The organism is Lentibacillus daqui, from assembly GCF_027186265.1.
GTDB lineage: Bacteria > Bacillota > Bacilli > Bacillales > Amphibacillaceae > Lentibacillus_C > Lentibacillus_C daqui.
Genome location: NZ_CP114176.1, coordinates 1870491 through 1884188, shown reverse-complemented (window position 1 = coordinate 1884188; position 13698 = coordinate 1870491). Strand labels below are relative to the sequence as shown.

Sequence of the window (13698 nt, the reverse complement as noted above, 5' to 3'; positions counted from 1 at the left end):
AAATCACCCTTCTTCATGTAATGAATCAATTGGATTAAAGCGTTCCCCCAACAATTTAAATGTGCCGGATCCTTCTTCCAACTCCTCGAGAAATATTTTTAATTCCGGTGCATTTGCTGCAACCAGGATCAAGCGCTCCAGAGTGTTCATATCACTGATCTTATAAACAGCATCCACTACACCTGGTTGTATATTCCCAAACCGCATTCGAAGTACAGCAATCAAATCTTCACGGTCTTGAACAAGATTGGCATCCTCTTCAAACATAAACATTGACAATCTTCCTTTCTACAAATATCGGATACCCCAGTGGTTTACACTTTCATCATTTTAAAGTAATCGGCAACCATTACTTCCTTAATCGCATCCACGTTTTGCAGAACGAAATCAATAATACCCGGGTCCATTTCGTTCAGTTGCACAGCTGTAAAATGTTGCGACACAGTGTGGGAGTATCCTTTCCCATAATGAAGAATTAATTGGTAACTCCCCTTTTTCTCTTTTATATTTATTTGCAGATCATATGGGTGAATATGAAAGTCTTCCAGTTTTGTAACAATTTGTCTGTATAACTTTGGAAAACAAATCCTTAATGATCTTTCTTTCGGAGTTTTTTCATTTTCTGATGTCAATGTTTCCACCTCCAATAATGACATGGTCAATGATCAGGTAAAATCTTCTCTTCTGATCGATTATGAAGCTCATCAACAATAATTAATGCTTGAAATCGTTGCACAATGTAATCGTTGACCGTCCCTTGATCAAGTAATGTTCTGATTTCTGCAACTAGCAGTCTTAACAGATTATGATCACGTGTTAATTCTACAATCGAATCTTTTAAGGACGGATCAGCTTCAGCAAGTTCTTTATATAATCCTTCTTCCTCAGAATCGGCGTGCCTTAGTGTACGAGTTTCCCAATGTTCCACGGTAACAAATGCCACTTCCAAAGCTTTTTCGACATGCCCGTCTTTTACAAGCTTGTCGAGTAATTCCGTTAACTCTGCTGCTTCATTTAATGCGGCTTCATGGATAGCCGCGTGACTGTCCACATGCTTTAAAGCAGGCCCTGACATCTCATCACTTCCTATTTTTTACTTAAACTGAATAAAAGAACTGTATTAGTCAAAAGTTGATTCAAACTATAACAGTACTTTTCTTTTTCCTTAATACAAATGTAGCATAACATGGTAAAAATCTTATAACAATACGTAATCAAATTAATGTGAGAATTGTCACGTTGTTGCTTTTTTGACACTTTTTCCAGTAGTACAAGCTTAAAAAGTGATGTTACATTGGTTTTGATACCGCATACAAATTACTTGTTCCACCATCTTGGCTGCACGCAGGTTTCAGCATCTTTTCGCCAATTATTACTGTACATTTGATCCTATATTGTTACTATGAGCATTACCAATATGAAAACCTTTTAATCCCTAATCACCGTGTTTTTTATAAAGTGAAACTTCAATCAATGGGGGTATTACTGCCGGTTAATGGTGATAAAGAAATCGCTCCATTGTGTTTTATTTTATCTGTTTATGGTTAAGTAATATATAGACAGAACGATAATTATAAGGGGGATATATAAAACAATGGCAATTCACGTAATCGTAAGTGGTCGCGTTCAAGGTGTTGGATTTCGTTACGCAGCAAAACAATCAGCGGTACAGCATAAACTGGTTGGATGGGTGCGAAATAAGGAAGATGGCACAGTGGAGATGGAAATTGCCGGAGATCATACAAATATCGAACAATATTTGGAGGATATGAAGTCTGGATTTAGTCCATTTATTCGTGTTGATCAGATACAAGTTGAATCAACATCAGCAACCGAACAAGATTTTACCGGTTTTTCAATCAAACAATAATATAGATAAAGCCACCATGTACCCCATAGTGGCTTTATCTACTAGTTAAGGCAGTATAAAATTCATAGCTTTATTCCCTCACCCGGCTCCAACTTCCAGCGGCTGGGGTACTTACCGGTCTTCAAAAAATTGCCGATTTAATTCAATGTATTTCGTTTCTTCTTCTGGTATTTCATCTTCCATATAAATTGCCTCGACAGGACATACTGCTTCACATGCACCGCAATCGATACAGATATCGGGATCAATATAAAACATATCTTTACCTTCTTCTATACAGTCAACAGGACATACTTCCACACACTCGCCTGATTTTTCATTCAAACAAGGTGAAGTAATCACAAATGCCACGTGAAAATCCTCCTTTCAATACCTTTTCTCTATATGTACAAATTCATCCATAAAGTAAAGTAAAATTTGTATACTAATATAGTAACGAACAACCCTGATTCTTTCAAGATTTTCGCTGAAATTCATCTTTTTGTCTGTTTTGTCATAGGATTAATAATAGGAAAAGTAGAGATACTGATTGCTGGATATCTCTAGTCAGAGGAGGAAATTGAATGGAAGTTACGGTACGACGCAATGATTCATTATGGTATTTTAGCCAACTATTTGGTATTCCAGCCGTTTTAATTGAAAAATCAAACCCCAAGCTGACATCAGATTCAATTGAGGCTGGGGCAAGTTTGCAAATTCCTGGTTACCGTTTACGTGAATATATAGTAGCTGAAACAGATACATTATGGGAGATTGCCAATCATTATCATCTCCCAATGGATGCAATATTATTAGTGAACCCATTTGTAAAAAATTGTCATATTCAAACTGGACAACGGATATACATTCCAGAACGCATTAATGAGCTAATTGTACCTGATGGTGAGCCATATACATATGAACAACTGGTGGAAACGATCAACCAGCTGATAACCGTTTACCCATTCATCATTGGTCAATCGATTGGCCATTCTGTTATGGGCAAAGATATTGTTGAACTGCAAATTGGTATGGGAGATAAACATATACATATCAATGGGTCGTTTCATGCCAATGAATGGATCACTACTTCGGTTATTATGAAATTTGTAAATCAATATGCACTGTCACTTACAAATAATACTTCGATCCTTGATGTTTATATGTTATCTCAATATATTAATACTTGTCTGTCAATTGTTCCAATGGTAAATCCTGATGGCGTGAATCTTGTCTTAAATGGTTCAACTGCTGCCGGATCATATCAAGCTGACGTATGCCAACTAAACGATCAGAATGCGGATTTCTCCAGCTGGAAAGCAAATATTTTGGGTGTTGATCTTAACAAGCAATACCCTGCATTATGGGAAAAGGAAGCACAAAGAAAACCAAAGGTACCAGGTCCGAGGGATTTTCCAGGAACTGCCCCTCTGTCTGAACCGGAATCAATCGCAATGGCCGAGCTTGTTAAAACAAGAAATTTTTCACGAGTGATGGCGTTTCATACACAAGGACGGGAAATATATTGGGGATTTTTAGGACTGGAACCTAAACATTCAGCGTGTCAGGCGGATGAGTATGCACGAGTAAGCGGCTATCGCCCGGTTCATGTTTTGGATAACTATGCAGGATTTAAAGATTGGTTTATTCAAGCGTTTCAAAATCCCGGTTTTACAATTGAACTTGGTTGTGGGGTAAACCCGTTACCCATCGAACAATTTACTGTTATTTATCGGGAAAGTCTGGGAATTCTGTTGGCCAACTTATACTTGCCTGTGTAAAAGCGGGGCATAATCCATTCCCCGCCGAATCTGGTGTACTTCATTCATTACCATTCCATAAACATTCCACTGTTTTTGCTTTTTGATCAGTATGAATCACATAAACATCCGGATTTCTTAGTTTCTTCCATTGTTCAAAGCCATAGGAATGATCAAACTGTTTTAGCAATAATGCAATTAAGTTACCATGGCTGACAATAATAACATTTTGCAAAGCATCGTCAGCGTAAATGGTATCCAAAACAGAATTTGCCCGGTTTATGGCATCGTTACCGGATTCACCACCAGGCAACGCAAAATCAAGATCTGAAAATGATCGTTCGAGTATACCTAGCCAATCATCAATCGGTTGTTCACTTAAGATTCGTTCCCGCAAATTTTCATTCACTTCAATTCTAGCATTAACCTGTTCAGCATATGGTTTAATACTTTCTATTGCACGCAAGTAAGGACTTGAAATAATTTTGTCGAATTTAATACGCTGGTTTTTAAAAAATGTAGAAAGTAATTGCGCTTGCCGTAACCCTTCGTATGTTAACGGGGAATCTTTATGCTGACCGTCAGCCGCACAATGACGAACCAAGAATATTTTTTTCAATCTATTCAGTCCTTTATGTGACAATAATTTTTTAACGGTGATACTATTAATTAAATAAAATTATAACACTAACTGCAAAAAATAGAAAAGATAAAGTGAAATGTTTCCCCAGTAGTTTCGCTATTATGCTAATTATTGACAGGAAATGACAAAAGTATACACAATTTAAAAAATAAACATTTCCACTGAGTCGATGTTGATTTATCGGACGCAACTTCCGCTTTTGAATATAAAAAATAACAGGAACAATCCTGTTATTTTTCCTCTTTGAAATACGTTTTTAAATATCCGCCAATACGATCGCTGTTATCAATGATAAAGTAAAATTCATCCGTTTCATTCTTTACATCATACACCTTCCCTGGTGTCAATTTACGATGAACAATGAATTTTTTCGCATCTGTGTGTACACACTTAATTTGTTTCATTGTTTCGTTGTTTTCCCAATTTAAATGAATCATTTCGGCAACTCTCTCCAGTACATCATTTTGTTTGTTTACATAATAGAATTATTGTTAAGAAAATAGGTGTGTATATTGCCCGTAACCTTCTTCATCCATTTTTTCTTTCGGGATAAAACGCATTGCTGCAGAGTTCATGCAATAACGCAATCCTCCATGCTCTTTTGGACCATCATCAAAAACATGGCCAAGATGGGAATCCGCTTCCTTACTTCTTACTTCAGTACGAATCATTCCATGTGATGTATCCGTATTTTCTTTTACGTGATATTTATCAATTGGTTTTGTAAAGCTTGGCCAACCACATCCTGCATCAAATTGATCTTTGGATGAAAATAATACCTCACCGGAAACAATATCAACGTAAATGCCGTCTTTTTTATTATCCCAATATTCGTTTTGGAACGGCCGTTCAGTTCCGTTTTCCTGTGTAACATGATACTGGATTGGTGTTAATTGCTCCTTAAGTTTACTTTTGTCATATGAGTTTTGCCAATTTCGTTTAATGAAATCAGCCCTGCCAGAACCTTTTTTATATAAATTATAATGAAAAGAATGTGTCTTATAATAATGTTGATGTTCTTCCTCGGCAGGGTAAAAAGGCTTAGCGGGAAGAATTGGTGTAACAATCGGACGAGAGAATTTCCCGCTTTCTGCTAATTTTTGTTTTGATGCTTCAGCTATTTCTTTTTGCTTTGGATTATGATAAAAGATTGCTGTTTGATATGATTCCCCGCGATCATTAAATTGTCCGCCAGCATCTGTGGGATCAATTTGTTGCCAAAATGTTTCTACCAATTGTTCGTATGGCATGATAGCTGGATCAAATGTGATTTGTACGGCTTCCACATGTCCGGTAGTATGCGTGCAAACCTCTTCATAGGTTGGATTTTCTGTTGTCCCGCCAGTATATCCGGAGACCACTTTTTTAATACCTGGTCGTTCATCAAACGGTTCCACCATGCACCAAAAACAACCGCCCGCAAATGTAGCGAGTTCTTCATTAGCTGCCATGATCAGTTACCTCCATTTTTAATGATTGCCTTCATTTTTTCGTTTTTTTAAGGAAAAATCAAGTATTGTGCTTGGCATGCACAAGAAATGCTGACAGTTTTGCGTTGTCATAGGGCGTGGACGATTTTAGCAGAAGCTCCCTTTTAATATTCCCCTTTAAGAGGATGTTCAAAAAGTCCGGTAAAAATGACATGCCCCTGCAAAAGGGGTATGCCGACGCCTGAGCGCAAGCCCGTTTTTAGTCGGCCTTCCTTTGAAGAAGCTCGTTGGCTTGCTTTTCCGCTCCTCATGTACCTTTTATGTACACTCCGGTGCTCAAAGCTACGCCGCCTAGAACTTCTCGGTCCTTTTTATCCTCCTTTTTGAACACACACTTTAAATGAACAACATCGGTTTTGATTGGCCATCATTTGTCGTCCTTTTAGAAGTTGTCTTTTTCTTGTCGTACACTGTTGTTTCCCCGTCATCTCTGGTTGAAGTGTTTTTTTCACTTTTCGATCTATTAGGGCTTTTGCTATTGCTTTTTTCTTGTTCATCAGTTTCCTTTGTTTGTTTTTCTTCTGGCTGTCCGCTTCCTTCCACTGATTCATTATCATCATTATCAGCAGCATCACCGTCTGAATCCTTAAAAGCTTTCATCATACGGAACATAGCGGGCAAATTTTTAACCATTGGCCCATACTCTTGAACCATTGGCGCGGTCTGTTGCATCACTTTTAATACTTGTTGCACATTATTTAGTGTATTCGTAAGACCGCCACCACTTGCGGCAGCCTGCGTTGGTATTGATGCGGCTTGCTGCATGCCCCCTCCCCCTGATCCCATAAATCTTCCGAGGATGTTTTGCATGAAATTACCCCGCGGTGCTGCAGGTGGCATTGCTCTTGTTGGAAACATCATATTTCCTGGGGCACGATTTACCGGACCTCGGAGACCTCGAAACATTGACATTTGATTTGGCGGGAAATTAGGCGGTGTCTGTTGAAATGGGAATGCCATTGTTATCCCTCTTTTCGTATATAGTATCTAAATTATTGTACGTATTTATGTGTGAAGAGTGTAGGCAGCTGCAACTAAATAAAGCCTTTACGATTTTTGTTCGTAAAAGCTTTTTTAGACGACCAATACCCGATCACCACTGGCGCAATGATTCTGCTGCCGGTTAATGCAAAATCAATATTTCCCGGGTAACCGCAAATTATAACAAACCTCTGTTACAATATGAAAAGTTTTGCGAAATAGAGACGAATAATCAGGAATATATGACGTATACAATCGTCCGGTTACATTTAAAAATTGATCAAACGTTTGTTTAAATTTTGCATAAAAGCATACCAATCTTTTACAAACGTTGGCATACCTGAAATGTGGAATGTTACTTTGACTGATATAATTCCCATAACTCATCAAACACCATTAACGCATTGGGAAATGGACTGTTCCACTCTAGATAGTCACTAATTTCAGCATAACTGGTAGACTGTTTAGGGAAATCATGATCGTAAAATATCCAATCCGCCAGCTTGCTTTTTTCATCTGGCTGCTTTTTGCCCCGATAGGTCATCATATAGTGATAAAAAGTTCGCATGTTTTCCCTCCCTGTTCCTAGTCATCCTGATCCATAAATTCCTGATGCTTGCGTAACTTTTTCCGATATACAATTTTTGAGAAGTAAATACTGATTTCGTATAGCAAAATTAGCGGTATGGCCACAACTATCTGTAATACAAAGTCAGGTGGCGTTACAGCTGCCCCGATAATAACTAAAATAAAATAGGCATACTTTCGCGTTTTTACCATGAAATCCGGTGTAAGAACACCAATCCTGGTCAAAAACATGGAGATAATAGGTATCTCAAACAAAATGGCAAATGGTATCGTTACACGCAAGAGAAATTTAAAATACTTATCGACTGTAAACAGTTCATTAAACATTCCATCATTTAATGAGAGTAAAAATGGCAAGATCAGCTTGACAAATATAATGTATCCAAACACAAGCCCTGCAATAAATAATAAAAACGCTGCGGGTATGTATAAAGCAGAGGCTTTGCGCTCAACAGGTGTTAATCCAGGTTTCACGAACAACCAAATCTGGAAAAGCATAACGGGTATGGTTCCGATGACGGCAATAAGCCCTGCCATTGTAAAATAAATCCAGATAATCTCACCAGGGCTGATTACATTCAACTCGAAAGGTAAATCATTTACAAAGAAGCCATAAATATCCTTCACATAAATGAAGCCCAAGATAAAAAACAGCACAAAAAATACCGCTGTAACGATTAGCCGATTTCTCAACTCGGATAAATGACCAGTAACATTCATTTCTTTTTCATTTGACATTGTGGATTGTTGATCTTCAGACATGGATTTACGCTCCTTGCAGTTTAAGGCAAAAAGAAGATGTAAGGTTTACCCCCTACACCTTCTAGCCTGAAATTTAATACAGTGAATTACTTGTCGTTATCCTTTTTTTCATCATCAGAGACAATATCTTTTGTTGCATTCTTAAACTCTTTTAGTGAGCTTCCAAATGCCTTACCGATTTCCGGAAGTTTCGATGGGCCAAAAATGACTAATGCAACAATCAATATTAAAATTAATCCTGGAATCCCAATGTTGCTAAACATGATAGATCACTCCGAATGATTTATTTCGTTTCTTTTCCGCTGATTATTTCTTTTGTTTCTTTTACCTCATCAGTTACATCACTAGTCAGTTCACGAGCAGAATCTTTAAACTCCCGCAATGAATGACCGGCTGCCTTGCCAATTTCGGGAAGTTTTTTAGGTCCAAAAATAACCAATGCAATAATTAAAATTAATATAAGCCCAGGGAATCCTATATTTGCAAACATAACGTCCACCTCTTTGTAATCATTATACCGCTAATTCCATAGATTTTAAAATCATTATGTAACATATCCAGTTTAACACGGTCTTCCCAAACGGACAACTCATACCTGCTTTGCCCAGTCATATTGTGCAGGATGATTCATATTAAAAAAATGCTTCTCAAGTATATCATCAGATATTATTCCAAAATCATTCACATAGGCGACCTGAAGAAAATCAAACATACGATCAACTTTACGAACATTGTTCTCCAATTGTTGCTGTACCACCGGTAAGACAGATTTTTTATAAATTCCGGCCAATGGATGGATTCGCTCACCATATTTCGGAATTACTGCATCATTTCCGTTCAGACATCCCATTAGCTGCATATAGACCTGATGATTGATAAACGGGGTATCACAAGCGGAAACGACAAAGACATCTGCATCCCGATGAAATGCTGCTTCCATTCCCGCCAACGGACCTGCCCCAGTGTATCGATCCTTGACGATTGGTACTTGCAGAAATGTATATGCTGATGGATCATTAGCAACGATGACAACCTCGTCAACACATTTTTTTATTTCCCTTACAATATGTGAAACAACTGGTTCATCTCGTAATGGCAGTAACGACTTTGTTTGCCCCATTCTAAGCGATTTTCCGCCAGCTAAAATAACGCCACAATATTTCATAAACCACACTTACCTGCGATCATATTGCAAAAAATAATAGTCATACGGATTTTTCTCATCTTTTTCCCCTTTAATTTTCGAGGTTAACGACCATTTATCCATTGTAAAAATTGGAAAATGTATGTCTCCATCGAACACTTCATCAATATAAGTGATATACATCCGATCGGCATCATTGATAATCTGTTCAAAAATAGTGCCTCCGCCAATCACAAAGAACTCCTCATCCGGGTGCTGGTCATTCCAGTTTTTTATCGTTGCCAAATCACGCAGGACAGAGACATCCTCGGGAAATTCATTTTCACTATGACTGGTTATAACATAGTTTTTGCGGTTGGGTAATGCTTTGCCAATTGATTCAAAAGTTTTCCGTCCCATAACAATCGTATGCCCGGTTGTCAATTCTTTAAAAAAACGAAGGTCCTTTGGTAAATGCCACGGTAAACCATTATCAGAACCAATGACTTGCTTGCGATCCATCGCAACAAGTAATGAGATCATCAAAAACCTCCCCCTTTCCCTTTCGTTTCTTTATACGGCAATTGGTGCCTTGATGGTCGGATGTGGATGATAGTTCACGAGTTCAAAATCAGCTGGTTGGAAGTCAAAAATGGATTTCTTATCCGGATTTAATTTGAGTTCAGGGAGTGATCTAAGCTCCCGATTAAGCTGAATCTTTACCTGTTCCACGTGATTCGTATAAATATGCGCATCACCAAGCGTATGAATAAACTCACCGACCTCCAAATTACATTCTAAGGCAATCAGATGGGTTAACAGTGCATAGCTGGCAATATTAAACGGCAATCCCAAGAAGATGTCGGCACTTCGTTGGTACAGCTGGCAGGAAAGTTCACCATCCGCTACATAAAATTGAAATAAAGTGTGACATGGTGGTAAAGCCATTGTCGGAACATCTTCCGGATTCCAGGCAGTAACAATATGGCGGCGGGAATCAGGGTTGTTTTTAATCGATTCGATTACGTTTTTCAACTGATCAATTGTTTTTTGGTTTGACATTTTCCATGCACGCCATTGCTTACCATAAACCGATCCAAGGTCACCATATTTTTCGGCAAACATATCATCAGTAAGCATATTGGATTTGAATTGAGACATTTGCTCCTGATATTGTTCATTAAATTCTGGATCCTTTTGGGAACGATTACCAAAGTCGGTCATATCCGGTCCATCATAATCATCGCTCTCAACCCATTTTTTAAAAGCCCATTCATTCCAGATATTGTTATTATTTTCAAGTAAGTAGCGAATATTTGTATCTCCATTAATAAACCAAAGTAATTCACTAGCGATTAAACGAAACGGCACCTTTTTTGTTGTTAAAAGTGGAAAGCCTTCCCTTAAATCAAAACGCATCTGATGTCCAAATATCGAAAAAGTGCCAGTATTGGTGCGATCTGCTTTTTTTGTACCGGTATTTAGTACCGTCCTGCATAGATCCAAGTATGCTTGTTCATTTTTTATCACGCTTATTTCTCTCCTTGCCGATAAACTGATCAATAAAATCAATTTTGTCTTCTCCCATTGTAACCCACGAGTGAAAGTAAGTAAATTATTGAAATTTATTTTGCGTTAATTGTTCATTCTTAGGAAATGAGCCCCGTCCATCTCCAGCACATACACCGCTAACCGGGCTCTTCCGCCTTTGTACATAATCTGCATCATATGACAAACACTAGTTATATTAAGCAAAAAAGGTGGGATAAAAATGAGTGGTTTTATTGTAAAATTAATTGTCTGTCCAATCGGTGTCATTCTCGCTTCATGGATTTTTCCCAATGTCAATTTTGCCGCTTGGTATCAGCCGATTATCATTGGTGTAGTATTGGCAGTTATCGGTTACTACATGGAAGTTGGTATGCTCCGTAAAAATACTAACTGGGTAAGTACGGCCATTGATTTTGTTGTGACTACATTAGTCGTTTATTTTGGAGCGATGCTTTTTAATGGAACCCATGTTACCTTTTGGGGAGCAGTGTTAACCGGCATTATTATTGGCATAACCGAAATATTCCAGCATTACTGGCTTTTGGGATCCGGTCGTGTAGATAAAGAAGAACCTCTTACTGATTAATTAGACTATAAACAGATCGGGCTATGCAGTGCCCGATCTGTTTTTTAAACGAAACTGAAACAACGAAACTGAAACTCGTTCAGGTGTATTACCTCTTACGTTCATTTTTAATCAACTGCTTCTGTTGTTCCATTAAAACAGTCCCGTAATCCGGCCATCTACTGTGACGTCCATATCCAGTGCTGCTGGATGCGCAGGTAATCCCGGCATGGTCATCATTGTTCCTGTTAATACCACAATAAAGCCGGCCCCAATCGCTGCACGCATTTCCCGAATAGTCAGCGTAAATCCCCTTGGTCTACCCACCAGCGAGGGATCATCGGATAGCGAATATTGCGTCTTCGCCATACAAATGGATAAATTGCTCCATCCTTGTTGTTCATAATACTGTAGCTGTTCGGCCGCTTTAGGGGATAATTCAATGTCATCCGCACCATAGACAGTCTGGGCAATCTTTCGTATCTTGGTCTTTAGTGACTCCTCAGGTTCGTAAATCCGCTGAAAATGGGATGTGGTAGTGCTTGTTTTCTGAACGATTTTTTTTGCCAACCCGATTCCACCATCTCCACCCTTGGCCCATACATCTGTCAAAGCAACATCGATTCCTCTTTCATGACACCATGATTCAATAAAAGAGGTTTCTCTTTCCGTATCCGTAGAGAATTTATTAATGGCTATTATATATGGCAATCCAAATGATTCAATCGACTCGATATGTTTTTCCAGATTAGCCATTCCATTCTTTAATGCATCAAGATTTTCTTCGGTCAATTGGTCTTTTTTCATACCGCCATGCATTTTTAAAGCCCGGACTGTGGCGACAATGACAACAGCGCTTGGTTCAAAATCCCCCGCACGTGTTTTAATATCTAAAAATTTCTCTGCACCAAGATCGGCACCAAAACCCGCCTCGGTTACTACATAATCCGCCAATTTGGCTGCTGTTTTGGTCGCCATGAGGCTATTGCATCCGTGAGCAATATTGGCAAATGGACCACCATGGATAATTGCTGGTGTATTTTCGGTTGTTTGGACAAGATTTGGTTTTATCGCGTCTTTCAATAATAATGTCAGCGCACCCTCGACCTTTAGATCCTTCACCGTTACCGGCTCTTCTTCATACGTATATCCAATAACAATGCGGGATATTCGTTCTTTTAGATCATCCAAACCAGTTGCCAGACAAAGAATGGCCATTATCTCGGAAGCAACTGTAATCGTAAATCCATCTTCACGTGGGATACCCTGTTTTGGTCCACCCAGTCCAACAACGATTTGTCTCAGAACACGATCATTCATGTCTATAACCCGTTTCCATTCAACTCGACGCGGATCAATCCGTAAATCATTTCCCCGTTGAATATGGTTATCGATTAATGCTGCCAACGCATTATTGGCACTTGTGATGGCATGCAAATCACCGGTAAAGTGCAAATTGATTTCTTCCATGGGGAGAACTTGAGAATAGCCACCTCCTGCTGCCCCCCCTTTCATTCCCATGACAGGACCTAAAGAAGGCTCACGTAATGCAATGATCGCTTTTTCTCCAATTTTATCCAACGCTTGACCCAATCCAACTGTTACAGTGGATTTTCCTTCCCCCGCCTGTGTTGGATTGATTGATGTAACTAAAATGATCTTCCCATCCGGATTATTCCCCAGCTTTGTCAGCAGGTTATCCGACAGTTTTGCTTTGGTATGCCCATATGGTTCCCAGTCTTCATCCGTAAGCTGTAAGCGTTGTGCAATGTCCCTAATCGGTTTTAGTTTTGCTTCTTGAGCAATTTCAATATCGGTTTTCACGTCCATGACATCCTTTCCACCTAAAAGTTAACTGCCATTTTCCAAGTATCTTCATTATATCTGGAAATGAGTTAAAAATATAGCCGAAAAGTTTCGAAAAAACATGGAATTTTTTTGTCTTATGCTTGACGGAGCAATTAAAATAAGCTATTATTTACACAAGCAAAGAAGATGTATGGAATCATGAATGACAGACAGCTTCTATAGAAGTGGATGCAATTATGATCCTGCTCTTCTATAGTGGCTGTTTTTCTATATCATCTGGACTTTGTATTATCAACACGTTTTAAGGGATGTGTATACATGCTTTTGCGTGAAAGTTTTAGGGAGGACAAAATACAATGGAAAACGGAGTAGTAAAATGGTTCAACGCAGAAAAGGGTTATGGTTTCATTCAAATTGAAGACGGAAATGATGTATTTGTACACTATTCTGCCATTCAAGAAGAAGGATTCAAAACACTTGAAGAAGGACAAGAAGTGTCTTTTGAAATTGTTGAAGGTGAACGCGGCCCACAAGCAGCAAATGTAGTGAAGAAATAAATTCATATATAAAGCGGTAA

The 13698-nt window shown here is 38.6% G+C and carries 20 protein-coding genes; 4 read left to right on the top strand and 16 right to left on the bottom strand.

Annotated elements, in window-relative coordinates; translation table 11 throughout:
- Positions 1–3: 3 nt before the first annotated feature.
- Genes O2S85_RS09565 through O2S85_RS09555 form a run of 3 tightly spaced genes read right to left on the bottom strand, consistent with a single transcriptional unit; the run spans position 4 to position 1075 of the window.
- Complete coding sequence (locus O2S85_RS09565) at positions 4–273, bottom strand: hypothetical protein (RefSeq protein WP_269409125.1); 270 nt, start codon at positions 271–273, stop codon at positions 4–6.
- Positions 274–314: 41 nt separating this feature from the next.
- On the bottom strand, positions 315–656 hold the full coding sequence (locus O2S85_RS09560) for a hypothetical protein (RefSeq protein WP_269409124.1): 342 nt from the start codon (positions 654–656) through the stop codon (positions 315–317).
- Between the two features lie 2 nt (positions 657–658).
- A complete protein-coding gene (locus O2S85_RS09555; RefSeq protein WP_269409123.1) occupies positions 659–1075 on the bottom strand; it encodes a hemerythrin domain-containing protein in 417 nt (138 codons plus the stop codon).
- Positions 1076–1594: 519 nt separating this feature from the next.
- Between O2S85_RS09555 and O2S85_RS09550 the strand changes: the two genes are divergently transcribed.
- Positions 1595–1870: an acylphosphatase gene (locus O2S85_RS09550; RefSeq protein WP_269409122.1), complete on the top strand. Its 276-nt coding sequence runs from the start codon at positions 1595–1597 to the stop codon at positions 1868–1870.
- A gap of 111 nt (positions 1871–1981) precedes the next feature.
- On the opposite strand, the gene fdxA is transcribed toward O2S85_RS09550, so the two are convergent.
- Positions 1982–2221, bottom strand: coding sequence for a 4Fe-4S ferredoxin (fdxA, locus tag O2S85_RS09545; RefSeq protein WP_269409121.1), 240 nt, complete (start codon positions 2219–2221; stop codon positions 1982–1984).
- Positions 2222–2433: 212 nt separating this feature from the next.
- Here fdxA and O2S85_RS09540 point away from each other — a divergent pair, with 212 nt between their 5' ends.
- Entirely contained in the window at positions 2434–3630 is a 1197-nt protein-coding gene (locus tag O2S85_RS09540) for a M14 family metallopeptidase (protein ID WP_269409120.1), read from the top strand.
- A gap of 40 nt (positions 3631–3670) precedes the next feature.
- On the opposite strand, the gene O2S85_RS09535 is transcribed toward O2S85_RS09540, so the two are convergent.
- The 11 genes from O2S85_RS09535 to O2S85_RS09485 form a co-directional block, all read right to left on the bottom strand.
- A complete protein-coding gene (locus O2S85_RS09535) occupies positions 3671–4228 on the bottom strand; it encodes a histidine phosphatase family protein (protein WP_269409119.1) in 558 nt (185 codons plus the stop codon).
- 254 nt (positions 4229–4482) lie between these two features.
- A complete protein-coding gene (locus tag O2S85_RS09530; RefSeq protein ID WP_269409118.1) occupies positions 4483–4689 on the bottom strand; it encodes a DUF6501 family protein in 207 nt (68 codons plus the stop codon).
- 54 nt (positions 4690–4743) lie between these two features.
- Complete coding sequence (msrB, locus tag O2S85_RS09525) at positions 4744–5703, bottom strand: peptide-methionine (R)-S-oxide reductase MsrB (protein ID WP_269409117.1); 960 nt, start codon at positions 5701–5703, stop codon at positions 4744–4746.
- Positions 5704–6078: 375 nt separating this feature from the next.
- A complete protein-coding gene (gene vrrA / locus O2S85_RS09520; RefSeq protein ID WP_269412538.1) occupies positions 6079–6582 on the bottom strand; it encodes a VrrA/YqfQ family protein in 504 nt (167 codons plus the stop codon).
- Positions 6583–7078: 496 nt separating this feature from the next.
- Complete coding sequence (locus O2S85_RS09515; RefSeq protein ID WP_269409116.1) at positions 7079–7291, bottom strand: YozE family protein; 213 nt, start codon at positions 7289–7291, stop codon at positions 7079–7081.
- Between the two features lie 17 nt (positions 7292–7308).
- Entirely contained in the window at positions 7309–8073 is a 765-nt protein-coding gene (gene tatC / locus O2S85_RS09510; protein WP_269412405.1) for a twin-arginine translocase subunit TatC, read from the bottom strand.
- Positions 8074–8159: 86 nt separating this feature from the next.
- Positions 8160–8336 carry a twin-arginine translocase TatA/TatE family subunit gene (locus tag O2S85_RS09505; RefSeq protein ID WP_269412404.1) on the bottom strand — a complete coding sequence of 59 codons (177 nt, stop codon included), beginning with the start codon at positions 8334–8336 and terminating at the stop codon, positions 8160–8162.
- 20 nt (positions 8337–8356) lie between these two features.
- Positions 8357–8563 carry a twin-arginine translocase TatA/TatE family subunit gene (gene tatA / locus O2S85_RS09500; protein ID WP_269412403.1) on the bottom strand — a complete coding sequence of 69 codons (207 nt, stop codon included), beginning with the start codon at positions 8561–8563 and terminating at the stop codon, positions 8357–8359.
- 99 nt (positions 8564–8662) lie between these two features.
- Positions 8663–9238 carry a molybdenum cofactor guanylyltransferase gene (mobA, locus tag O2S85_RS09495; RefSeq protein WP_269412402.1) on the bottom strand — a complete coding sequence of 192 codons (576 nt, stop codon included), beginning with the start codon at positions 9236–9238 and terminating at the stop codon, positions 8663–8665.
- Positions 9239–9247: 9 nt separating this feature from the next.
- Positions 9248–9739, bottom strand: a complete 492-nt coding sequence (locus O2S85_RS09490; protein WP_269412401.1) for a dihydrofolate reductase — start codon at positions 9737–9739, stop codon at positions 9248–9250.
- Between the two features lie 30 nt (positions 9740–9769).
- Positions 9770–10726, bottom strand: coding sequence for a thymidylate synthase (locus O2S85_RS09485; RefSeq protein ID WP_269412400.1), 957 nt, complete (start codon positions 10724–10726; stop codon positions 9770–9772).
- Positions 10727–10967: 241 nt separating this feature from the next.
- On the opposite strand from O2S85_RS09485, the gene O2S85_RS09480 reads away from it, so the two are divergent.
- The gene (locus O2S85_RS09480) at positions 10968–11333 is read left to right on the top strand and encodes a DUF2512 family protein (protein WP_269412399.1); all 366 of its coding nucleotides are present in this window, start codon (positions 10968–10970) and stop codon (positions 11331–11333) included.
- A gap of 132 nt (positions 11334–11465) precedes the next feature.
- Here the strand turns inward: O2S85_RS09480 and O2S85_RS09475 are convergent, their stop codons facing one another.
- Positions 11466–13142, bottom strand: coding sequence for a formate--tetrahydrofolate ligase (locus O2S85_RS09475; RefSeq protein WP_269412398.1), 1677 nt, complete (start codon positions 13140–13142; stop codon positions 11466–11468).
- 335 nt (positions 13143–13477) lie between these two features.
- Between O2S85_RS09475 and O2S85_RS09470 the strand changes: the two genes are divergently transcribed.
- Positions 13478–13678: a cold-shock protein gene (locus O2S85_RS09470; RefSeq protein WP_088050414.1), complete on the top strand. Its 201-nt coding sequence runs from the start codon at positions 13478–13480 to the stop codon at positions 13676–13678.
- Positions 13679–13698: the final 20 nt, after the last annotated feature.

Coding starts and splice junctions, on each gene's coding strand:
- O2S85_RS09565 (WP_269409125.1), bottom strand. CDS start 273: ATGTTTATGTTTGAAGAGGATGCCAATCTTGTTCAAGACCGTGAAGAT.
- O2S85_RS09560 (WP_269409124.1), bottom strand. CDS start 656: ATGTCATTATTGGAGGTGGAAACATTGACATCAGAAAATGAAAAAACT.
- O2S85_RS09555 (WP_269409123.1), bottom strand. CDS start 1,075: ATGTCAGGGCCTGCTTTAAAGCATGTGGACAGTCACGCGGCTATCCAT.
- O2S85_RS09550 (WP_269409122.1), top strand. CDS start 1,595: ATGGCAATTCACGTAATCGTAAGTGGTCGCGTTCAAGGTGTTGGATTT.
- O2S85_RS09540 (WP_269409120.1), top strand. CDS start 2,434: ATGGAAGTTACGGTACGACGCAATGATTCATTATGGTATTTTAGCCAA.
- O2S85_RS09530 (WP_269409118.1), bottom strand. CDS start 4,689: ATGATTCATTTAAATTGGGAAAACAACGAAACAATGAAACAAATTAAG.
- msrB (WP_269409117.1), bottom strand. CDS start 5,703: ATGGCAGCTAATGAAGAACTCGCTACATTTGCGGGCGGTTGTTTTTGG.
- vrrA (WP_269412538.1), bottom strand. CDS start 6,582: ATGCCACCTGCAGCACCGCGGGGTAATTTCATGCAAAACATCCTCGGA.
- O2S85_RS09515 (WP_269409116.1), bottom strand. CDS start 7,291: ATGCGAACTTTTTATCACTATATGATGACCTATCGGGGCAAAAAGCAG.
- tatC (WP_269412405.1), bottom strand. CDS start 8,073: ATGTCTGAAGATCAACAATCCACAATGTCAAATGAAAAAGAAATGAAT.
- O2S85_RS09505 (WP_269412404.1), bottom strand. CDS start 8,336: ATGTTTAGCAACATTGGGATTCCAGGATTAATTTTAATATTGATTGTT.
- tatA (WP_269412403.1), bottom strand. CDS start 8,563: ATGTTTGCAAATATAGGATTCCCTGGGCTTATATTAATTTTAATTATT.
- mobA (WP_269412402.1), bottom strand. CDS start 9,238: ATGAAATATTGTGGCGTTATTTTAGCTGGCGGAAAATCGCTTAGAATG.
- O2S85_RS09490 (WP_269412401.1), bottom strand. CDS start 9,739: ATGATCTCATTACTTGTTGCGATGGATCGCAAGCAAGTCATTGGTTCT.
- O2S85_RS09480 (WP_269412399.1), top strand. CDS start 10,968: ATGAGTGGTTTTATTGTAAAATTAATTGTCTGTCCAATCGGTGTCATT.
- O2S85_RS09475 (WP_269412398.1), bottom strand. CDS start 13,142: ATGGACGTGAAAACCGATATTGAAATTGCTCAAGAAGCAAAACTAAAA.
- O2S85_RS09470 (WP_088050414.1), top strand. CDS start 13,478: ATGGAAAACGGAGTAGTAAAATGGTTCAACGCAGAAAAGGGTTATGGT.